This is a genomic window from Streptosporangium sp. G11 (assembly GCF_051192615.1).
Taxonomy (GTDB): domain Bacteria; phylum Actinomycetota; class Actinomycetes; order Streptosporangiales; family Streptosporangiaceae; genus Streptosporangium.
Genome location: NZ_JBPJUQ010000015.1, coordinates 41,262 through 55,952, shown reverse-complemented (window position 1 = coordinate 55,952; position 14,691 = coordinate 41,262). Strand labels below are relative to the sequence as shown.

The following is a 14,691-nucleotide window of genomic DNA, read 5'->3' as shown; positions in this document are numbered from 1 at the left end:
CCGGCCGTCAGGACCGGACAGGCGGCCCCGCCCCCGCCGACCGTCAGGACCGGCGGGTGACGTCTCACGCCGTCGTCGGAGCGTCCTCCGCCGAGGTCGCCAGGCGTCCCGACCGATCCAGGGCGGCGACGGCCGCGGCGCAGCCGAGGCCGATCAGCACCAGGAGCAGCCAGGGCAGGCTCGGCAGGCCGGTTCGCGCGCCCAGGTCCAGGGCCCACCCGGTGAGCAGGTTGCCCGCGGCGGTGCCGATCCCGGCCAGGGTGCTGTAGAGCCCGTAGTACGTGCCCACCATGTGCCGGCCGCCGAAGGAGGCGATGGTCGCCATCTCGAACGGATAGATGATCATGGTGGCCAGGCTGAGCAGCACCGTCGTCCCCAGGACGGGGACCAGTGCGAGCATCAGGGCACCGCCGCCGGACGGCACGACGGCGGTGCCCGCCCGGGGGGCGGCCAGGGCCAGGGGGGCGAAGGCGAGCCCCATCAGGACCAGGCCCCGGGCGATGGCCTGCGGCGGTCGCCATCGCCTGGTCGCCCACGCCGTCAGACGAGCCTGGCCGACGATGATCATCACCGCCGAGACGGCGAACACGAGGGTGACCCCCAGCTCGCCGCCCGTCACCCGCCGGATCTCCAGCGGCAGCCCCAGGTAGACCTGGAAGTTCAGCACGTAGGAACCGATCATGGCCAGGGAGAACAGCAGGAACGGCCGGTTGCCGACCACCCCGCGCCAGGCCGGCAGCACGCCCCGCCCGCCCCCGTTCCCCGAAGCATCCCCCGGAGCGGTCCCCGCGGGCAGAGTTCGCGTCTGGGCGACCGTCAGGGCCGCGAAGATCACACCCGCGACCAGGCAGACGAGCCTGAAGGCCACCGCGTTGAGCAGCAGGCCGATGAGCGGTCCGATCAGGATGCCGACCTGGGAGAAGGCGTTGAACGCGGCGAACGCCTCGACCTTCCTCGCTCCGGCCTCGCGGGCGAGGCAGGCCCGTACGGCGGGATTGAACAGCGCGCCGGCGAACCCGGTCAGAGCCGAGGCGATCACCAGCATCGGCAGGGAGTCCGCCACGGCCAGCAGCAGGAACGCGACCGTGCGCAGCCCGCACCCCGCGACGATCATGGGCTTGTGACCGAGCCTGTCGGCGAGGGTGCCGCCGACCAGGAACATGCCCTGCTGACTGAGGTTGCGGATGCCCAGGACCAGGCCGACCAGCGCGGCCGGAAGCGCCAGCGTTCCCGACAGGTGACCGGCCAGATAGGGCATCAGCATGAAGAAGCCGATGTTGATGGTGAGCTGGTTGACCAGCAGCAGTTTCACCGGCCGGTCGAAGGAGCGTGCCAGGGCCAGGGTGCTTCTCACCGCGGCGTCCTTTCCCCGCGCGTCTCCTCGACGGCGGTGACCTCGGCACGGACGCCGTCCTCCGTGGTGTCCGAGGGCGTTCCCGCGACGCCGTCTCCGGAGAAGGTGGCCGGGTCGAGCACGGTCGCGCATCGCGTCCAGCGTGTCAGCTCGCGCTCGGCCGGATGGGCGATCTCGTCGGGGTCCGTCGCCGGGGGAGCGCCGAGCAGGCCGCGTTCCGCGCAGTAGTCGTCGTTGAACACGGTGTCGAAGTAGCGGTGCGGGCCGTCGGGGAAGATCGCCGCTATCCGGGTGTAGCCGGGCAGCGCGCGGGCCAGCCAGGACGCCACCAGGGCCACCGCGCCGACACTCCAGCCGCCGGTGGCGTACCGCAGCGCGGCCAGGCGCCGGCAGGCCCAGACCGCCTCCGCGGGTGCGACCCAGTGGACCTCCCCGAAGGCCTCGTACGCCACGTTGCGCGGGTGGATGCTGCTGCCCAGGCCGCGCATGAGCCGCGAGCGCGCGGGCTGGCCGAAGATGGTCGAGCCGATCGTGTCGACGCCGACGAGCCGCAGGTCGGGGTAGAAACGCCGGAGCGCGCGGTAGACGCCGGCGCTGTGGCCGCCGGTGCCCACGCTGCACACCAGGACGTCGATCCGCCCGAGCTGGCCGGCCAGCTCCACGGCCAGTCCCGCGTAGGCGGCGACGTTGTCGGGGTTGTTGTACTGGTCCGGGCAGTAGGCGTCCGGGTACTCGCCGAGCAGCTCCCGCACGCGCTGCCGGCGGGCCCGCTGCCAGCCGCCCACCGGGTGCGGTTCGGTGACGATGACGAGGTGGGCCCCGTAGGCCGACAGCAGCCGGCGCATCAGCGGTTCCATGCCCGGGTCGGTCACCAGCGTCACCGGGTGGCCGTGCACGATGCCGGCCAGCGCGAGGCCCAGCCCGAAGGTCCCGCTGGTGGATTCCACGATGGGCGCACCTGGCCGCAGCAGGTCGCGCTCGCGCGCCCGCTCGACGATGTAGAGCGCGGAGCGGTCCTTGATCCCGCCGGGGTTGCCGCCCTCCAGCTTCGCCCAGAATCCGCGTCCCAGCCCCGAGGCGATCTCGGGAACCCAGAGCACCGGGGTGTTGCCGACCATGTGCTCGGGAGTGTGGCAGGTGGCCCCGGTGATCAGCTGGCTGAGCGAGGTGGCGTCGATCTGCGGTGAATTAAGCGTATATGTCATGATTCGTTTCCCCTGGATGCGATGTGATCAACTCGCTTCTGGGCACGCGCGAGCGACGGCTCGTATCGCTCATGAAGGGGCTACCGGAAGCTCATGAGAAGCCCACCGGGGGCTCGTGAGGAGCGCGGAGTCGTTGACGAGCGGGCCCGCGGGGCGGGCTATATGCGGGAAACGGATTTGAGAAGGAGTAACGCCGCCCCGGGGGGCGGGCGGACCGGTCGCGCGCGACGCCGCGCGGGCGGCGGTGAGGCTGCCGGGGCCTCCTCGGCGGCCACCGGGTCACCGATGACCGGGCCGGTCGGCACCGGCGCGCGCGCACCGGTGATCTGCGCTCCGGCCGCCGCGCCGCACAGGTGATGGTCCTCACCGGCGGGCGGTGCCGGGCACGGTACGTGGTCCGCGGGCGTCTCCGCGCCGATCACGGTGAGGCGCCCGGCGGCGTCGGCGATCGTGCCGGCGTTCGCGGTGGCCGGTGACCAGTGGCCGGGTGCGTGAAGGTGTTCCCGGTGCGCGGGGGCCACGACGCACAGCGCCAGATGCATCAACACGACGGCGCCGAGCACGGCCAGCCCTAGCGCGAGGGCGATGCCTCCGCGCTGCGGGACTCGCCGCATCGACGCGATCATGACCACAAACGTACATTACCGTCTGTCATCACTCGACTTCGGAGGGGTTACTTTATGCCATTAAAGAGCACTAGATGAGCAGTTAGGAGCTCGTGGAGCTGGGTGATACCGGTATAGAGCTATCCCGTCGGATCCGCCTCGTGGGCATCGCGGTGGTCGGGGTCGACGGCGAGCACGACGTGGAGCAGGTCCTCGATCGCGTGGGCGAGGCGCTGGTCGGACAGCTCGTATCGGGTCTGGCGCCCTTCGGGTACCGCGACCACCAGGCCGCAGCCGCGCAGGCAGGACAGGTGGTTGGACACGTTCTGGCGCGTCAGCCCGAGCTCGTCGGCCAGTCGCGCCGGGTAGGTGGGTCCCTGGAGGAGGGCGATGAGCATCCGGCAGCGGTTGGGATCGGCCAGCGCCCTTCCAAGGCGGGCCATCGCGTCAAGACGCGTCGCGGCGGTGAGCATGGTTATCACAATACATCAGTTGCTGTATATACAGCAGTTGCTGTATAAACACTGGGAACTGTACCGACGGGGATGGAGCGTCATGGGGCACGGACACGGGCACGGGCACATGGGGCCGACTGCGGCGGCGGCACACACCGGTCGCCTGGTCGTCGTGCTGCTGCTGACCGTCGGCGTGCTCGTCGTCGAGGTCATCGGCGCGGCACTGTCGGGCAGCCTGGCGCTGCTCGCCGACGCCGGGCACATGGCCGCCGACGCCGCGGGCATCGCGCTGGCGCTGTTCGCCGTCTGGATGGCCGGCAAGCCGGCCAGTGCCCGGCGGACCTTCGGCTACCAGCGGGCGGAGATCCTCGCCGCCGCGATCAACGCGGTCGTCCTGCTCGCCCTGAGCCTCTACATCCTGTACGAGGCCGTCCGGCGCTTCGCCGATCCCGAGCCGGTCGGCGGGACGGTGATGCTCGCCGCGGCCACGGCCGGCCTGGTCGCCAACGCGATCGGGCTGTGGCTGCTGCGTCCCGGCCAGGCGGAGAGCCTCAACCTGCGGGGCGCCTACCTGGAGGTCCTCGGTGACCTGCTGGCCTCGGTCGCGGTGATCGTCGCCGCGATCGTCATCGCGCTCACCGGCTGGACGACGGCGGACCCGATCGTCTCCGTCGTCATCGCCCTGCTGATCGTGCCGCGCAGCTGGAGCCTGCTGCGCGAGGCCGTGGAGATCCTGCTCGAAGCCGTGCCCAGGGGCGTCGACCTGGAGGAGGTCCGCAGGCACCTGCTGGAGACGCCGGGCGTCATCGACGTCCACGACCTGCACGCCTGGACGATCACCTCCGGGCTTCCCGTCATGTCCGCCCACGTCGTGGTCGTGGACGGCCTCCTGGTGGACGGCTCCTTCGGCCCGGTGCTGGACCGGTTGCACGAGTGCCTGGCCGGTCACTTCGACGTCGAGCACTCCACGCTGCAGCTGGAGCCCGCGGGCCACGCCGACCACGAGGGCGCCCGGCACCGCTGAGATGCCGCGTCACTGGGATGCCACGCCGCTGAGACGCCACGTCGCTGGGATGCCGCGCCGCGCACGGGCGGGGCCGAGCGCATTCCACCCGCAGGGTGCGGGCGGGGGCACGCGCGCGGCGATGTCGCGGAGAGTGCGGGCCGGTCAGGGGGTCTGGAAGCCGGCCTTGGTCAGTATCTCCTTGCCCTGTTGTGACAGGACAAGGTCGACGAACTGCTGGGCCGCCTGGGGGGCGGGTGCGCCGGACAGGACCGCGATGGGGTAGTCGTTGATCGCTTTCTCGGCCTCGGGGAAGTCGATGCCCTTGACCTTGCCGCCCGAGGCGAGGACGTCGGTCCTGTAGACCAGGGCGGCGTCGACCTCGCCGAGTTCGACCTTGGTCAAGGTGGCCTTGACGTCCTGTTCCAGGGTGACGGGGGTGACTTCGAGCCCGGCGGCGTTCAGGGCCTTGGTAGCGGCGGCGCCGCAGGGCACCTGCTCGGCGCACAGGGCGACCTTGACCTTCGGGTCGGTCAGGTCCGCGAGGTCCTCGACCGTGGCGGGGTTGTCGGCCGGGACGGCGATCTGCAGGGAGTTGCGCACGAAGACGGCCGGGGTGGTGGCCAGGGAGGCGTCGGTGACGATCTTCATCGTGGCGGGGCTGGCGGCGGCGAAGACGTCGCCGGGAGCGCCCTGGACGATCTGCTGGGCCAAGGTGGCGCTGGAGCCGAAGTTGAACCGTACCGTCGTGCCCGGGTGCGCGGCCTCGAAGGTCTTGCCCAGCTCGGTGAACGTGCCGGTCAGCGACGCGGCGGCCAGCACCGTCAACGTCGTGGCCCCACCCCCGGAAGAGGCGGCGGTGGAGGCCGGACCGCCGGAGCCGCACCCCGACAAGGCGGCGGCCAGGGTGAGGGCGAGGGGGGCCGTGACGGCCCACCGGGAAACACGCCTGAACAACAAGGGCTCCTTACCGGCTCACCGAGCGGACCCGAAACGTCGTCGTGACCAATCACGCCATCTTCGCATATTCAGGCCTCAACGGGCAGTCTCCATGGCAACACGGAAACCTTCTGCTGTTCTGTCATGGCATCTGCGGCTTCGAGTCGACGTTCCGCACCGGCCACGGACCCGAGGGCGCGGGCGCCCCCGGGCGGCGCCCGGCGGGTGAAGGCGCGTCGCGGAGCGGTGTAGACGGGGCGTACGCGGCGGGAGCATGCTGTGTCGTGCTTTTGCGCCAGTTGGAGTATCTGGTCGCGCTGGCCCGCGAGCGGCACTTCGCCCGCGCCGCCGCCGCCTGCCACGTCTCCCAGCCGTCCCTGTCAGCGGCGATCCGGAAACTGGAGCGCGAGCTGGACGTCCCCATCGTGCGCCGGGGCCGCCGGTTCGCCGGTCTCACCCCCGAGGGGGAGCGCGTGCTGCTGTGGGCGCACCGGATCCTCGCCGAGCGCGACGGGCTGCTCGACGACCTCTCGACGATGCGAGGCAGCCTGTCGGGCACGCTGCGAATGGGGGCCATTCCCACCGCGCTGACCGTCGCGCCGCTGCTGACCACGCCGTTCTGCGAACGCCACCCCCACGTCCGGGTGTCGCTGGAATCGCTGTCGTCGCACGAGATCACCCGGCGGCTGGCCGAGTTCGATCTCGACATCGCCATGACCTACCTGGACGGCGACAGCCTGGGAAACGTGCGGACGACGCCGCTGTACGAGGAGCGCTACCTGCTGCTGACCCCGGACGACGGCGAACTGGCCGGTCGTGCCGTGGTGCGCTGGGCCGAGGTGGCCACGCTGGCGTTGTGCCTGCTGGCACCGCAGATGCGCAACCGGCGCATCCTGGACGAGATCTTCGCCGAGGCCGGCGCCGTCGTCGTACCGGCGATCGAGACCGACACCGTCTCGGCGCTGTACGCCCACGTCGCCACCCATCGCTGGTCCAGCGTGATCGCGCACGCCTGGCTGCACATGTTCGGCGTGCCCGACGGGATGCGGGTGGTCCGGCTGGAGAGTCCGTCGCGGGCACCCCGGGTCGGCCTGGTCGTCGCCGACCGTACCCCCGAACCCGTGCTGGCGCGTGCCCTTCTCGACGCCGCCCGCGGCGTCGACATGCGCGCCGTCCTCGATCGGCTGCTGCACGGCTATCTCTCGGGACCGTCCGCACGGAAAAACGGCACATAGACACGGCACATAGACGCCGTCTATCTATTCATAGGTATTTTCGTTTTGACCTTTTATGTCAATGGCGAGGAAGGTGAAAAACAGCTGCACGAAAACCGTATGAAAAAAGACGAGGAGTAAATGTCATGGCGAAGGTGCTGTGCGTCCTGTACGACGACCCGGAGAACGGTTACCCGACCTCCTACGCCCGCGACGACCTTCCCCACATCGCGCATTACCCCGGCGGCCAGTCCCTGCCCGCTCCCCAGGGAATCGACTTCACCCCCGGTCACCTGCTCGGCAGCGTCTCCGGAGAGCTGGGTCTGCGCGCCTTCCTGGAGAGCCGAGGTCACACGCTGGTCGTCACCTCCGACAAGGACGGCGAGAACTCCGCGTTCGACCGCGAGCTCCCCGACGCCGACGTGGTCATCTCCCAGCCGTTCTGGCCCGCGTACCTCACCCCCGAGCGGCTCGCCAGGGCGGCCAACCTGAAGCTGGCCGTCACCGCGGGCATCGGCTCCGACCACGTCGACCTGGACGCGGCCATCGAGCACGACGTCACCGTGGCCGAGGTGACCTTCTGCAACAGCATCAGCGTCGCCGAGCACGTCGCGATGACGATCCTGTCCCTGGTCCGCAACTACCTGCCCTCCCACCGGCGGGTCCTGGACGGAGGCTGGAACATCGCCGACTGCGTGGCCCGCTCCTACGACCTGGAGGGCATGCACGTCGGCACCGTCGCCGCCGGACGCATCGGCCTGGCCGTGCTGCGCCGCCTCAAGCCCTTCGACGTGCACCTGCACTACACCGACCGCCACCGGCTGCCGCCGGAGGTCGAGGAGGAGCTCGGCCTCGTCTTCCACCCCACCACCGCCGACATGGTCCCCGCCTGCGACGTGGTGACCGTCAACGCGCCCCTGCACCCCGAGACCGAGGGGATGTTCGACGACGAGCTGATCGCCACCATGAAACGCGGCGCCTACCTGATCAACACCGCCCGCGCCAGGATCTGCGACCGCGACGCCGTCGTGCGCGCCCTGGAGAGCGGGCAGCTCGCCGGGTACGCCGGTGACGTGTGGTTTCCCCAGCCCGCGGGCCCCGACCACCCCTGGCGGACCATGCCCCACCACGGCATGACCCCGCACATCTCCGGTTCCTCCCTTTCCGCTCAGGCCCGCTACGCCGCGGGAACCCGCGAGATCCTGGAATCCTGGCTGGACGGCACCCCCATACGCCCGGAATACCTCATCGTCCAGGGCGGGAAGCTCGCCGGAACCGGGGCCCACTCCTACTCCGTCGCCAAGGACCACGGGTAGGCGGGGCCTGGCCGGCCCGTCGACTCGTGACGGTGAGTGGCCCTCTCCGCGAACGGGGTCTGGTCCCTCCGGGCGGCCGGGCGGCGGATTCACGTCGTCCGGTCATCGCCCAGGGTGGCGCGCACGCGCGCGACGGCCCGGAGGATCTCGTCGCGGTGCTTGGCGCTCTTGACCCACGCGGGCAGGGCCTCCACCAGCGTCCGCGACGCTCCCCGGTCCCGGCGGACCGGGGAGCCGGAGCCGTCCGGGGAGAGCCCGCGCTCGCGGTGCCGGGCGGCCACGTACCCCTCCAGCAGATCCAGATGTCGGCGGCCGTACGCCCACAGCGTCCGGCCGCAGCACGGCGACTGCAGCCACAGGGGGAGGCGGAAGTAGGGGTCCTCCGGCTCGTCGTAGCGGCCGACCCGATCGCCCTCCCAGTCACGGCCGTGCCCGCACGCCGGGCACAGCAGCCTGCGGGGTGCGAAGACGCCGCTTCCCGCGCCGTCCCGCAGGGGAGGGATCAGGGCGCGGCCGTCGCACCGGGGACAGCGGACGAGGATCTCGTCGGCCAGCAGGTCGTACCAGGACACCCCGGTGTCGCGGAACCGCTCGCTCATACCGCGACGTTAGACGACCACCACCGCCGGTCCACCGGATCCGACGGTGGGAAAGCGGTCTGATCCGGAGAAACCCGCGGGCGGTGCGTCGCCGGGCGTACGGAGGCCAGGTGAACGGGGGCCGGGCGTACGGAGGCCGGACGAAGCGGGGGCCGGGTGAACGGGGGCCGGGCGAGCGGATCGGCGTCCGAGGGAAGGGAAGGCACGGCCGGGGTGCCGGGGACCTCGCGGGGGGGAGGCCTTCACGACGGTGACCCGCCGGTGGATGATGTCATGCCGCACTATCGTGACCGTCGTGTCCACCGGATGCCGGGATGAATGGATCAGGAATGGATCTGCTGCCCTTCGCCGCGACGTACGCGGCCACGGTCGCGGGCTGGCCCGCCTCGTCGCGGGAGGTCGCGATGTGGTGCGGACGGCAAGAGTTCCCCCTGCCGGCACGGGTCGTCGACGACTGGCAGCGAGGGGAGGACGTGCGCTCCCACGTGCTCCTCGCGGACGGGGCCCTGCTCGGCTACGGGGAACTGTGGATCGACACCGAGGAGGACGAGATCGAGCTCGCCCGGATCATCGTGGCCCCCGGTGCCCGAGGCAGGGGGATCGGGCGGGAACTGGTGCGGGGGCTGGCCGCGCTGGCTAGGGACGCGGGCTACGCGAACGTCTTCATGCGCGTGCACCCGGACAACGACCGGGCACTGCGGTGCTACCGGGGCGCGGGTTTCCTGCCGGTCGACGCGCACCTGGCGGCGGAGTGGAACGTCTCCCAGCCGGTCGGCTACGTCTGGCTGCGGCACGCCGGTCCCGGGGACTCCGGCCGCTGACCCCGGCTGCCGGACAGGAGGGCCGACCGGCCCGTATTTTCCCCGTTTCCTCGTTTTCCCCGGTTCCCCTGCGTGGTGAACAGCCCGTCGGCGGATCGGGGGCCGCCCGTCGGCCTGTGCGGCGTTCCCGCGCGGGCGCGGTTCATCGGACGGTCATGACCGGGGCGAGGATCAGCCCGACGAGCGCGTCGATCAGCCCGCGCGCGGTGGCCTCCCACACGTCCCCGGGGTCGGCGGTCTCCTCCTGCAGGGCACGTTCGCGTTCGGCCAGCATGTGCACGACGAGCACGCGGCACATGTCGGCGCGCTCCTGGCGGACATTTTCCGGCATGTCGGGCAGCAGCCGGAACAGGCCCTCCAGCGCCCGGGTCATGGAGGGCGTGGCGGTCGCCTCGTCGACGACGATGCGGCGCAGGCCGGGTTCGGTGTCGGCCTGCGCGACGAAGCGCGCGTACCAGGTCGGTGCCGGCAGCGAGGCCAGGTGGTCGGTGGCGGGCCGGACCAGGCAGGAGACCCACGCACGCAGGTCGGCCGCGTCGGTGATGCCGTCCAGCATCCGCGTCCGCAGCTGTTCCATGGCGGTGCCGCGGCGGCGTACGATCTCGCGGACGAGGTCGGCCCGGGTGCCGAAGTGATAGCCGACGGCGTAATGGTTGCCCTGCCCCGCGGCCTCGCTGACCTGCCGGTTGGAGACGGCGGCGATGCCGTGTTCGGCGAACAGCCGCTCGGCGGTCGACAGGATCAGCTCGCGGGTCTCCCCGCCGCGTCCGGGTCTGGCGGCCGTACCGGCGGGCATGCTCACCATCTGAAGGGGACCTGCCGTGGGCTGCCGACGACCGGCTCTTCGCGGACGGCGGCCATGCCGCACACCACCGGTGTGCCCGCCGGCGGTCTCCCACCGGCGACCCGGACCTCCCGTGACAGGTGACGCGGCATCGGACTCCCCTCACGCATGCTCGCCCGCTCCGGTGGGGGCTCCGGCGCGGCCGGGCTCCGGAGCGGGTACTCCGGCGCAAGATCACTCACGGTATACCTCCCGAGCTGGGACGACGCTGCTTCTAAGCCGGGTGACTTAGTTTTATCTAAGCGGGTGACGTCATTAAATCAAGTGATTCGAACAGGTCGCCGAGGAGGGGGCCGGGCCGGCCACGGCCGTTTTGTTCGTGGTCACGCGTGCCAGGGCCCGTCCCGTGGCCAGGTGCTCTCCGGCCGACGATCCCGCTCGGAGCGGGCGGAGCGGGCGGGGCCGGGGGATCGGGTGATCGGCTGGCCGGGTGCCGCCCGTCGCCGGTGATGCCTCACCGACGTCCCCGGCTCGCGGGGGAGAAACGGCCCCGAGCCCAATAAGGAATGGCTCTTGGGCTCGATAAGGAGCCCTTATGGGGCGGCCGTTGCTCCAGCCTATTGCCACACCTAGCGTAAATATCAGCCGTGGTCGGATCGAGCGGAGGAGGAAATGTGAAATTCGGGATATATCCTGCCTACATCTGCGGCCAGGATGTCACCGGTGACGACGCCCGGTTTGTTCACACAATCACCGCTCGGGCCCTTATCGAGGACACCTTCCCCAGCCTGCGGCTCAAGCGTGACCTCGACCTGGGAGTCGTCGATCCGCATGAGGCGGGGGAACGTGTCGTGGGGGCGTGCGTCGTCGCCGACGAGGGCATGACGGCTCTGGCCCTCGAATCGGCCGCCCGCGCCGCTCCCGAATGGAGCCGCGTCCCGCTCACCGAGCGGATCGAGATCGGACGCCGCATCGCGGAACGGCTCCTTGAGCACCTCGACCCCCTCGTCGAGATCCTTGTCGCCGAGGGCACACCGCGCTCCGCGGCCGAAGACATGATGGGCGCGCTCCCGTTCACCAGCTGGAGCCGGGAGACCCTCGAATGGTGTGCCGAGCAGATGGAGTTCCGCCGGACGGACGGCGACCGCGAGATGATCCTGCGCCGGGTTCCCGACGGGGTCGTCTGCATCAACCCGCCCCAGAACGCCGCGGCGGTCAACGCCCTGAACGGCCTCACCGCCCTCCTGGCCGGTAACGCCGTGGTGGTGCGGGCGCCGCGCGGGGTCGCTCTCAGCTGTATGTACGCGATGCGGGAAATCGTGGCGCCGGTGCTCGAAGAGGCGGGAGCGCCGCCGGGAACGCTCAACGCCCTCTGCGGGCCGCCCATGCTCGACGCCTGGATGGCCAGCGAGCACGTCGACGACGTCCTCTACTTCGGGGGCAGCAGGAAGGGGCTTGAGTTCGAGGCCGACTGCATCGCCGCGGGCAAGAAGCCGATCCTGGAGCTCGCGGGCAACGACTGCTGCGTGGTGTGGCACGATGCCGACCTGGACGCCGCGGTGGAGACCCTCACCCAGTTCTTCATGAACTCCGGCCAGATCTGCAACGTGCCCAACCAGGTGATCGCCCATCCGGCGATCGCGGACGAGCTCATCGAGCGGCTGGTCGTGGCCACCAGAAAGATCCAGCCCGGATATCCGGACGAGGCCGGTGTGGTGCTCACCCCGGTGCTCGGGGTCGACTGGTTCTTCGGGTGCCTGGGAGAGGCGCTCGCCAAAGGCGCGAAGCTCGTCCACGGCGGCCGTCGCCTCGAAGTGGACGGATCGCCGTCCGGCACGGGGTTCTTCGTCGAGCCGAGCATCGTCCGTGTCGACGGGCTCCGAGACGCCAGGTCGCTGTCGGTGGTCCGCGACGAGACGTTCTTCCCGCTTCTGCCGGTCATCGTCCCCGAGGCCGGATCAGGGGACGACGCCCTGCTGGAGGAGGTGCTGACCTTCGTCAACACCAACGCGTACGGCCTGCGCAACTCCTTCTGGTCAACCGGGACCTCGACGATCGAGCGGTTCCTGGAGAGGGCCACCAACGGCGGCAACCTGAAGATCAATGATTCGCACAGCACCTTCCTCCCCTTCCTGCCCAACCAGGGCGGGCCCGGTCTCACCGGCGGTGCCTTCGGAGAGGCGAGCCACCCCATGCTGCGCACCACGCGTCTGCAGGGTGTCAGCGTCATCCGCCCGGCGGACTCACGGCGGGGTGACAGTGGAGAGACGGCGGACTGACAAGGAGCGCACGTCATGACGTCCCGTATTTTGAAAGCCACGGTGTCGGCAACGGCCGCCGAGGTGATCGAGCGGCTCGGCGACGAGCCGGCATTCACCGCGTACGCCCGTGACATCGTCTCCGTCTCCGACACCGGCGACGGGCTCCGCCGGTGGGTGCTGGCCTTTCGCGGCGGCACGGTGAGGTGGGTGCAGCGCAGTCAGGGGCCCGGAGGCGGCCCGCAGCCGTACCGCATCGAATTCGAGCAGGTCAGTGGGGATTTCCAGCACCTCAAGGGAGCGTGGACGAGTACGGACCTCCCTGACGGCTGTGAGGTCGTGTTCGACGTGAACTACAGCACGAGCGTTCCCCATCTCGCGGGCGCGATCGACTCGGCCGTCGGGCGGGTACTGGTCCGCAGCGCCCACCAAATCATGTTCGCCGTCGGAGGCCCGGTGCGTGTCACGGCCGGAGGCCACCACCTCCGGGACCTGCCGGAGGGCTTCGTCCCGGTAGGCATGGCGGGCGACGCGGTTCGGTGACGCCCGGGGCCTACCCGAAGAGCCCGCTACCGCCTCACTCGCGAACGGGTGCGCCACCCCTGCCGCACCGGGCCGTTCATCGCCCCGCACCGGGCCGACCCCTCCGAGCCGTCCGGCTCGTCCTGCCCGCGCGGGTGCCCTCCCTGGAGGGAGTGGCCCCACAGGCGCGCGTCCGCGCGGACGCGGATCTCGACGACCTCGCTGATGTGCCGCCCGCCGCCCCGATCTCCGGGCACCACCAGGTACGGCCCGCGCGTCGAGGTCGTCGCCGTCCGCCTGTCGGCCCCTTCCTTCAGGGGTGGCCGACGACGAGCCGCAGCGAGCCGACGAACTCCGGCTGGTCGCGCAGCACGCCGTACCTGGCGTCCCAGGCGCCGGAGGCGAGATCGTCTCTCAGGCGGTCGACGCCACGGGCCTCGTCGGCGTCGTCGACGAAGCCCCACGCCGACTGCGAGGCGCGGACCCGAGGATCCAGGAAGCGTTCCGGGCGCGCGTAGTAGGCCTCGGCGAAACCGTCGACGCAGTCGGCCGGGATCGGCACCGGGATGACCTCGCTGCTGCGGCCGATCAGGGAGCGGACGGTCTCGATGGGCGGGAACCTGCGGCGCTCGACAGCGATGATCTCGGGCACGTACTCGGCCAGCCACAGCAGGTCCAGGGCGTCGCCGTCGAAGGTGAGCACCACGACCGGCCCGGTGGCGACCCGCCGCAGCTCGCCAAGCCCCCGGGCGAGGTCCTGCCACTGGTGGACGGTGACCATGGCCATCGCGGCGTCGAACGAGTCGTCGTCGAAGGGCAGCCGCTCGGCGGTCGCGTCGATCGCCGGGACCGCACCCGCGGGACGTTGCGCCCGCATGGCCGCCGACGGCTCGACGGCCACCACGTAGCGGTCGTCCGGCTCGTAGGAGCCCGCCCCGGCGCCGACGTTGACGACGGTACGGGCCTCGCCCAGCGCGGCGTGGACATAGGCGGCGACGCGCGGGTCGGTGCGGCGCTGTACGGCGTATCCGTGGCCGTGGGTGTCGTAGTCGAAGTCTCCCGCGGGAGCGGTGGTCATCGATGTGATCCTTTCCGCGATGCGAACGCCCCCTCCGCCGAGCGTGCACGGCTTTCCGGAGCCGGGGCTCAGGAATCGGTGTAGACCCAGGGCGCACGCCCGAGGCGAGCGTCACGAGCACCCACCGAAGTCTAGAACGCGGACGATCATCACATCTCGGACGGGAAGGCGTACCTTCTTCCACTCCGGTGGACGTCATCATCGGCCTGCGCCGGGCGCGCGCCTCGAAACGGCTGTGACCTTGGCGGTAAGGGCGATGGACTGAAACACCCGGGCGGCGGCCCTTCTGGATGCCCAGGGTGAGGCCGCGGAGCCTTTCGCGCAGATAGAGCGATGCGGCCCGACGCGCCGGAGTTTTCGGATCAGTCACTCAGTGAACGCAAAAGGCCGCTCCTGATTTCTCAGGAACGGCCCTTTACCTCGGGAAAATCAACGTCGGGGTGACAGGATTTGAACCTGCGGCCTCTTCGTCCCGAACGAAGCGCGCTACCAAGCTGCGCCACACCCCGGTCACACGCCCGGTCTTGCTCGTGCTTGG

14 protein-coding genes and 1 tRNA gene are annotated in these 14,691 nt (G+C 70.8%); 6 read left to right on the top strand and 9 right to left on the bottom strand.

What is annotated here, in order from left to right:
- Window positions 1-64 precede the first annotated feature (64 nt).
- The 4 genes from ACSDR0_RS17185 to cmtR form a co-directional block, all read right to left on the bottom strand.
- Complete coding sequence (locus tag ACSDR0_RS17185; protein WP_435289813.1) at window positions 65-1,354, bottom strand: MFS transporter; 1,290 nt, start codon at window positions 1,352-1,354, stop codon at window positions 65-67.
- Window positions 1,351-2,559, bottom strand: coding sequence for a PLP-dependent cysteine synthase family protein (locus tag ACSDR0_RS17180; protein ID WP_435289812.1), 1,209 nt, complete (start codon window positions 2,557-2,559; stop codon window positions 1,351-1,353). The genes ACSDR0_RS17185 and ACSDR0_RS17180 overlap by 4 nt, the downstream gene beginning before the upstream one ends.
- Window positions 2,560-2,717: 158 nt before the next feature.
- Window positions 2,718-3,173 (bottom strand): hypothetical protein, encoded by a 456-nt coding sequence (locus tag ACSDR0_RS17175; RefSeq protein ID WP_435289811.1) that lies wholly within the window; start codon window positions 3,171-3,173, stop codon window positions 2,718-2,720.
- 131 nt (window positions 3,174-3,304) lie between these two features.
- Window positions 3,305-3,637 carry a Cd(II)/Pb(II)-sensing metalloregulatory transcriptional regulator CmtR gene (cmtR, locus tag ACSDR0_RS17170; RefSeq protein ID WP_435289810.1) on the bottom strand — a complete coding sequence of 111 codons (333 nt, stop codon included), beginning with the start codon at window positions 3,635-3,637 and terminating at the stop codon, window positions 3,305-3,307.
- 82 nt (window positions 3,638-3,719) lie between these two features.
- Between cmtR and ACSDR0_RS17165 the strand changes: the two genes are divergently transcribed.
- Window positions 3,720-4,643, top strand: coding sequence for a cation diffusion facilitator family transporter (locus ACSDR0_RS17165; RefSeq protein ID WP_435289809.1), 924 nt, complete (start codon window positions 3,720-3,722; stop codon window positions 4,641-4,643).
- 144 nt (window positions 4,644-4,787) lie between these two features.
- Here the strand turns inward: ACSDR0_RS17165 and modA are convergent, their stop codons facing one another.
- Window positions 4,788-5,579 carry a molybdate ABC transporter substrate-binding protein gene (gene modA / locus ACSDR0_RS17160; protein ID WP_435289808.1) on the bottom strand — a complete coding sequence of 264 codons (792 nt, stop codon included), beginning with the start codon at window positions 5,577-5,579 and terminating at the stop codon, window positions 4,788-4,790.
- A 266-nt stretch (window positions 5,580-5,845) separates the two neighbouring features.
- Here modA and ACSDR0_RS17155 point away from each other — a divergent pair, with 266 nt between their 5' ends.
- Both ACSDR0_RS17155 and ACSDR0_RS17150 read left to right on the top strand, forming a co-directional pair.
- Window positions 5,846-6,796, top strand: coding sequence for a LysR family transcriptional regulator (locus ACSDR0_RS17155; RefSeq protein ID WP_435289807.1), 951 nt, complete (start codon window positions 5,846-5,848; stop codon window positions 6,794-6,796).
- Between the two features lie 125 nt (window positions 6,797-6,921).
- Window positions 6,922-8,091 carry an NAD-dependent formate dehydrogenase gene (locus ACSDR0_RS17150; protein WP_435289806.1) on the top strand — a complete coding sequence of 390 codons (1,170 nt, stop codon included), beginning with the start codon at window positions 6,922-6,924 and terminating at the stop codon, window positions 8,089-8,091.
- 89 nt (window positions 8,092-8,180) lie between these two features.
- Here the strand turns inward: ACSDR0_RS17150 and ACSDR0_RS17145 are convergent, their stop codons facing one another.
- On the bottom strand, window positions 8,181-8,690 hold the full coding sequence (locus ACSDR0_RS17145; protein ID WP_435289805.1) for a hypothetical protein: 510 nt from the start codon (window positions 8,688-8,690) through the stop codon (window positions 8,181-8,183).
- Between the two features lie 329 nt (window positions 8,691-9,019).
- On the opposite strand from ACSDR0_RS17145, the gene ACSDR0_RS17140 reads away from it, so the two are divergent.
- Entirely contained in the window at window positions 9,020-9,511 is a 492-nt protein-coding gene (locus ACSDR0_RS17140) for a GNAT family N-acetyltransferase (RefSeq protein ID WP_435289804.1), read from the top strand.
- Between the two features lie 142 nt (window positions 9,512-9,653).
- On the opposite strand, the gene ACSDR0_RS17135 is transcribed toward ACSDR0_RS17140, so the two are convergent.
- The gene (locus ACSDR0_RS17135; RefSeq protein WP_435289803.1) at window positions 9,654-10,307 is read right to left on the bottom strand and encodes a TetR/AcrR family transcriptional regulator; all 654 of its coding nucleotides are present in this window, start codon (window positions 10,305-10,307) and stop codon (window positions 9,654-9,656) included.
- Between the two features lie 662 nt (window positions 10,308-10,969).
- Between ACSDR0_RS17135 and ACSDR0_RS17130 the strand changes: the two genes are divergently transcribed.
- Together ACSDR0_RS17130 and ACSDR0_RS17125 are read left to right on the top strand one after the other, a co-directional pair.
- Window positions 10,970-12,574 carry an aldehyde dehydrogenase family protein gene (locus ACSDR0_RS17130; protein WP_435289802.1) on the top strand — a complete coding sequence of 535 codons (1,605 nt, stop codon included), beginning with the start codon at window positions 10,970-10,972 and terminating at the stop codon, window positions 12,572-12,574.
- Window positions 12,575-12,589: 15 nt separating this feature from the next.
- The gene (locus ACSDR0_RS17125) at window positions 12,590-13,096 is read left to right on the top strand and encodes a type II toxin-antitoxin system RatA family toxin (protein WP_435289801.1); all 507 of its coding nucleotides are present in this window, start codon (window positions 12,590-12,592) and stop codon (window positions 13,094-13,096) included.
- Window positions 13,097-13,388: 292 nt separating this feature from the next.
- Here the strand turns inward: ACSDR0_RS17125 and ACSDR0_RS17120 are convergent, their stop codons facing one another.
- Together ACSDR0_RS17120 and ACSDR0_RS17115 are read right to left on the bottom strand one after the other, a co-directional pair.
- The gene (locus tag ACSDR0_RS17120; RefSeq protein ID WP_435289800.1) at window positions 13,389-14,153 is read right to left on the bottom strand and encodes a class I SAM-dependent methyltransferase; all 765 of its coding nucleotides are present in this window, start codon (window positions 14,151-14,153) and stop codon (window positions 13,389-13,391) included.
- Between the two features lie 435 nt (window positions 14,154-14,588).
- Window positions 14,589-14,662: transfer RNA gene (locus ACSDR0_RS17115), tRNA-Pro, on the bottom strand.
- Window positions 14,663-14,691: the final 29 nt, after the last annotated feature.

Bases quoted from the DNA above. Each gene is read 5' to 3' on its own strand.
- ACSDR0_RS17165 (WP_435289809.1), top strand. From the start codon at position 3,720: ATGGGGCACGGACACGGGCACGGGCACATGGGGCCGACTGCGGCGGCG.
- ACSDR0_RS17150 (WP_435289806.1), top strand. From the start codon at position 6,922: ATGGCGAAGGTGCTGTGCGTCCTGTACGACGACCCGGAGAACGGTTAC.
- ACSDR0_RS17140 (WP_435289804.1), top strand. From the start codon at position 9,020: ATGGATCTGCTGCCCTTCGCCGCGACGTACGCGGCCACGGTCGCGGGC.
- ACSDR0_RS17145 (WP_435289805.1), bottom strand. From the start codon at position 8,690: ATGAGCGAGCGGTTCCGCGACACCGGGGTGTCCTGGTACGACCTGCTG.
- cmtR (WP_435289810.1), bottom strand. From the start codon at position 3,637: ATGCTCACCGCCGCGACGCGTCTTGACGCGATGGCCCGCCTTGGAAGG.
- ACSDR0_RS17175 (WP_435289811.1), bottom strand. From the start codon at position 3,173: ATGCGGCGAGTCCCGCAGCGCGGAGGCATCGCCCTCGCGCTAGGGCTG.
- ACSDR0_RS17120 (WP_435289800.1), bottom strand. From the start codon at position 14,153: ATGACCACCGCTCCCGCGGGAGACTTCGACTACGACACCCACGGCCAC.
- ACSDR0_RS17135 (WP_435289803.1), bottom strand. From the start codon at position 10,307: ATGCCCGCCGGTACGGCCGCCAGACCCGGACGCGGCGGGGAGACCCGC.
- ACSDR0_RS17180 (WP_435289812.1), bottom strand. From the start codon at position 2,559: ATGACATATACGCTTAATTCACCGCAGATCGACGCCACCTCGCTCAGC.
- ACSDR0_RS17125 (WP_435289801.1), top strand. From the start codon at position 12,590: ATGACGTCCCGTATTTTGAAAGCCACGGTGTCGGCAACGGCCGCCGAG.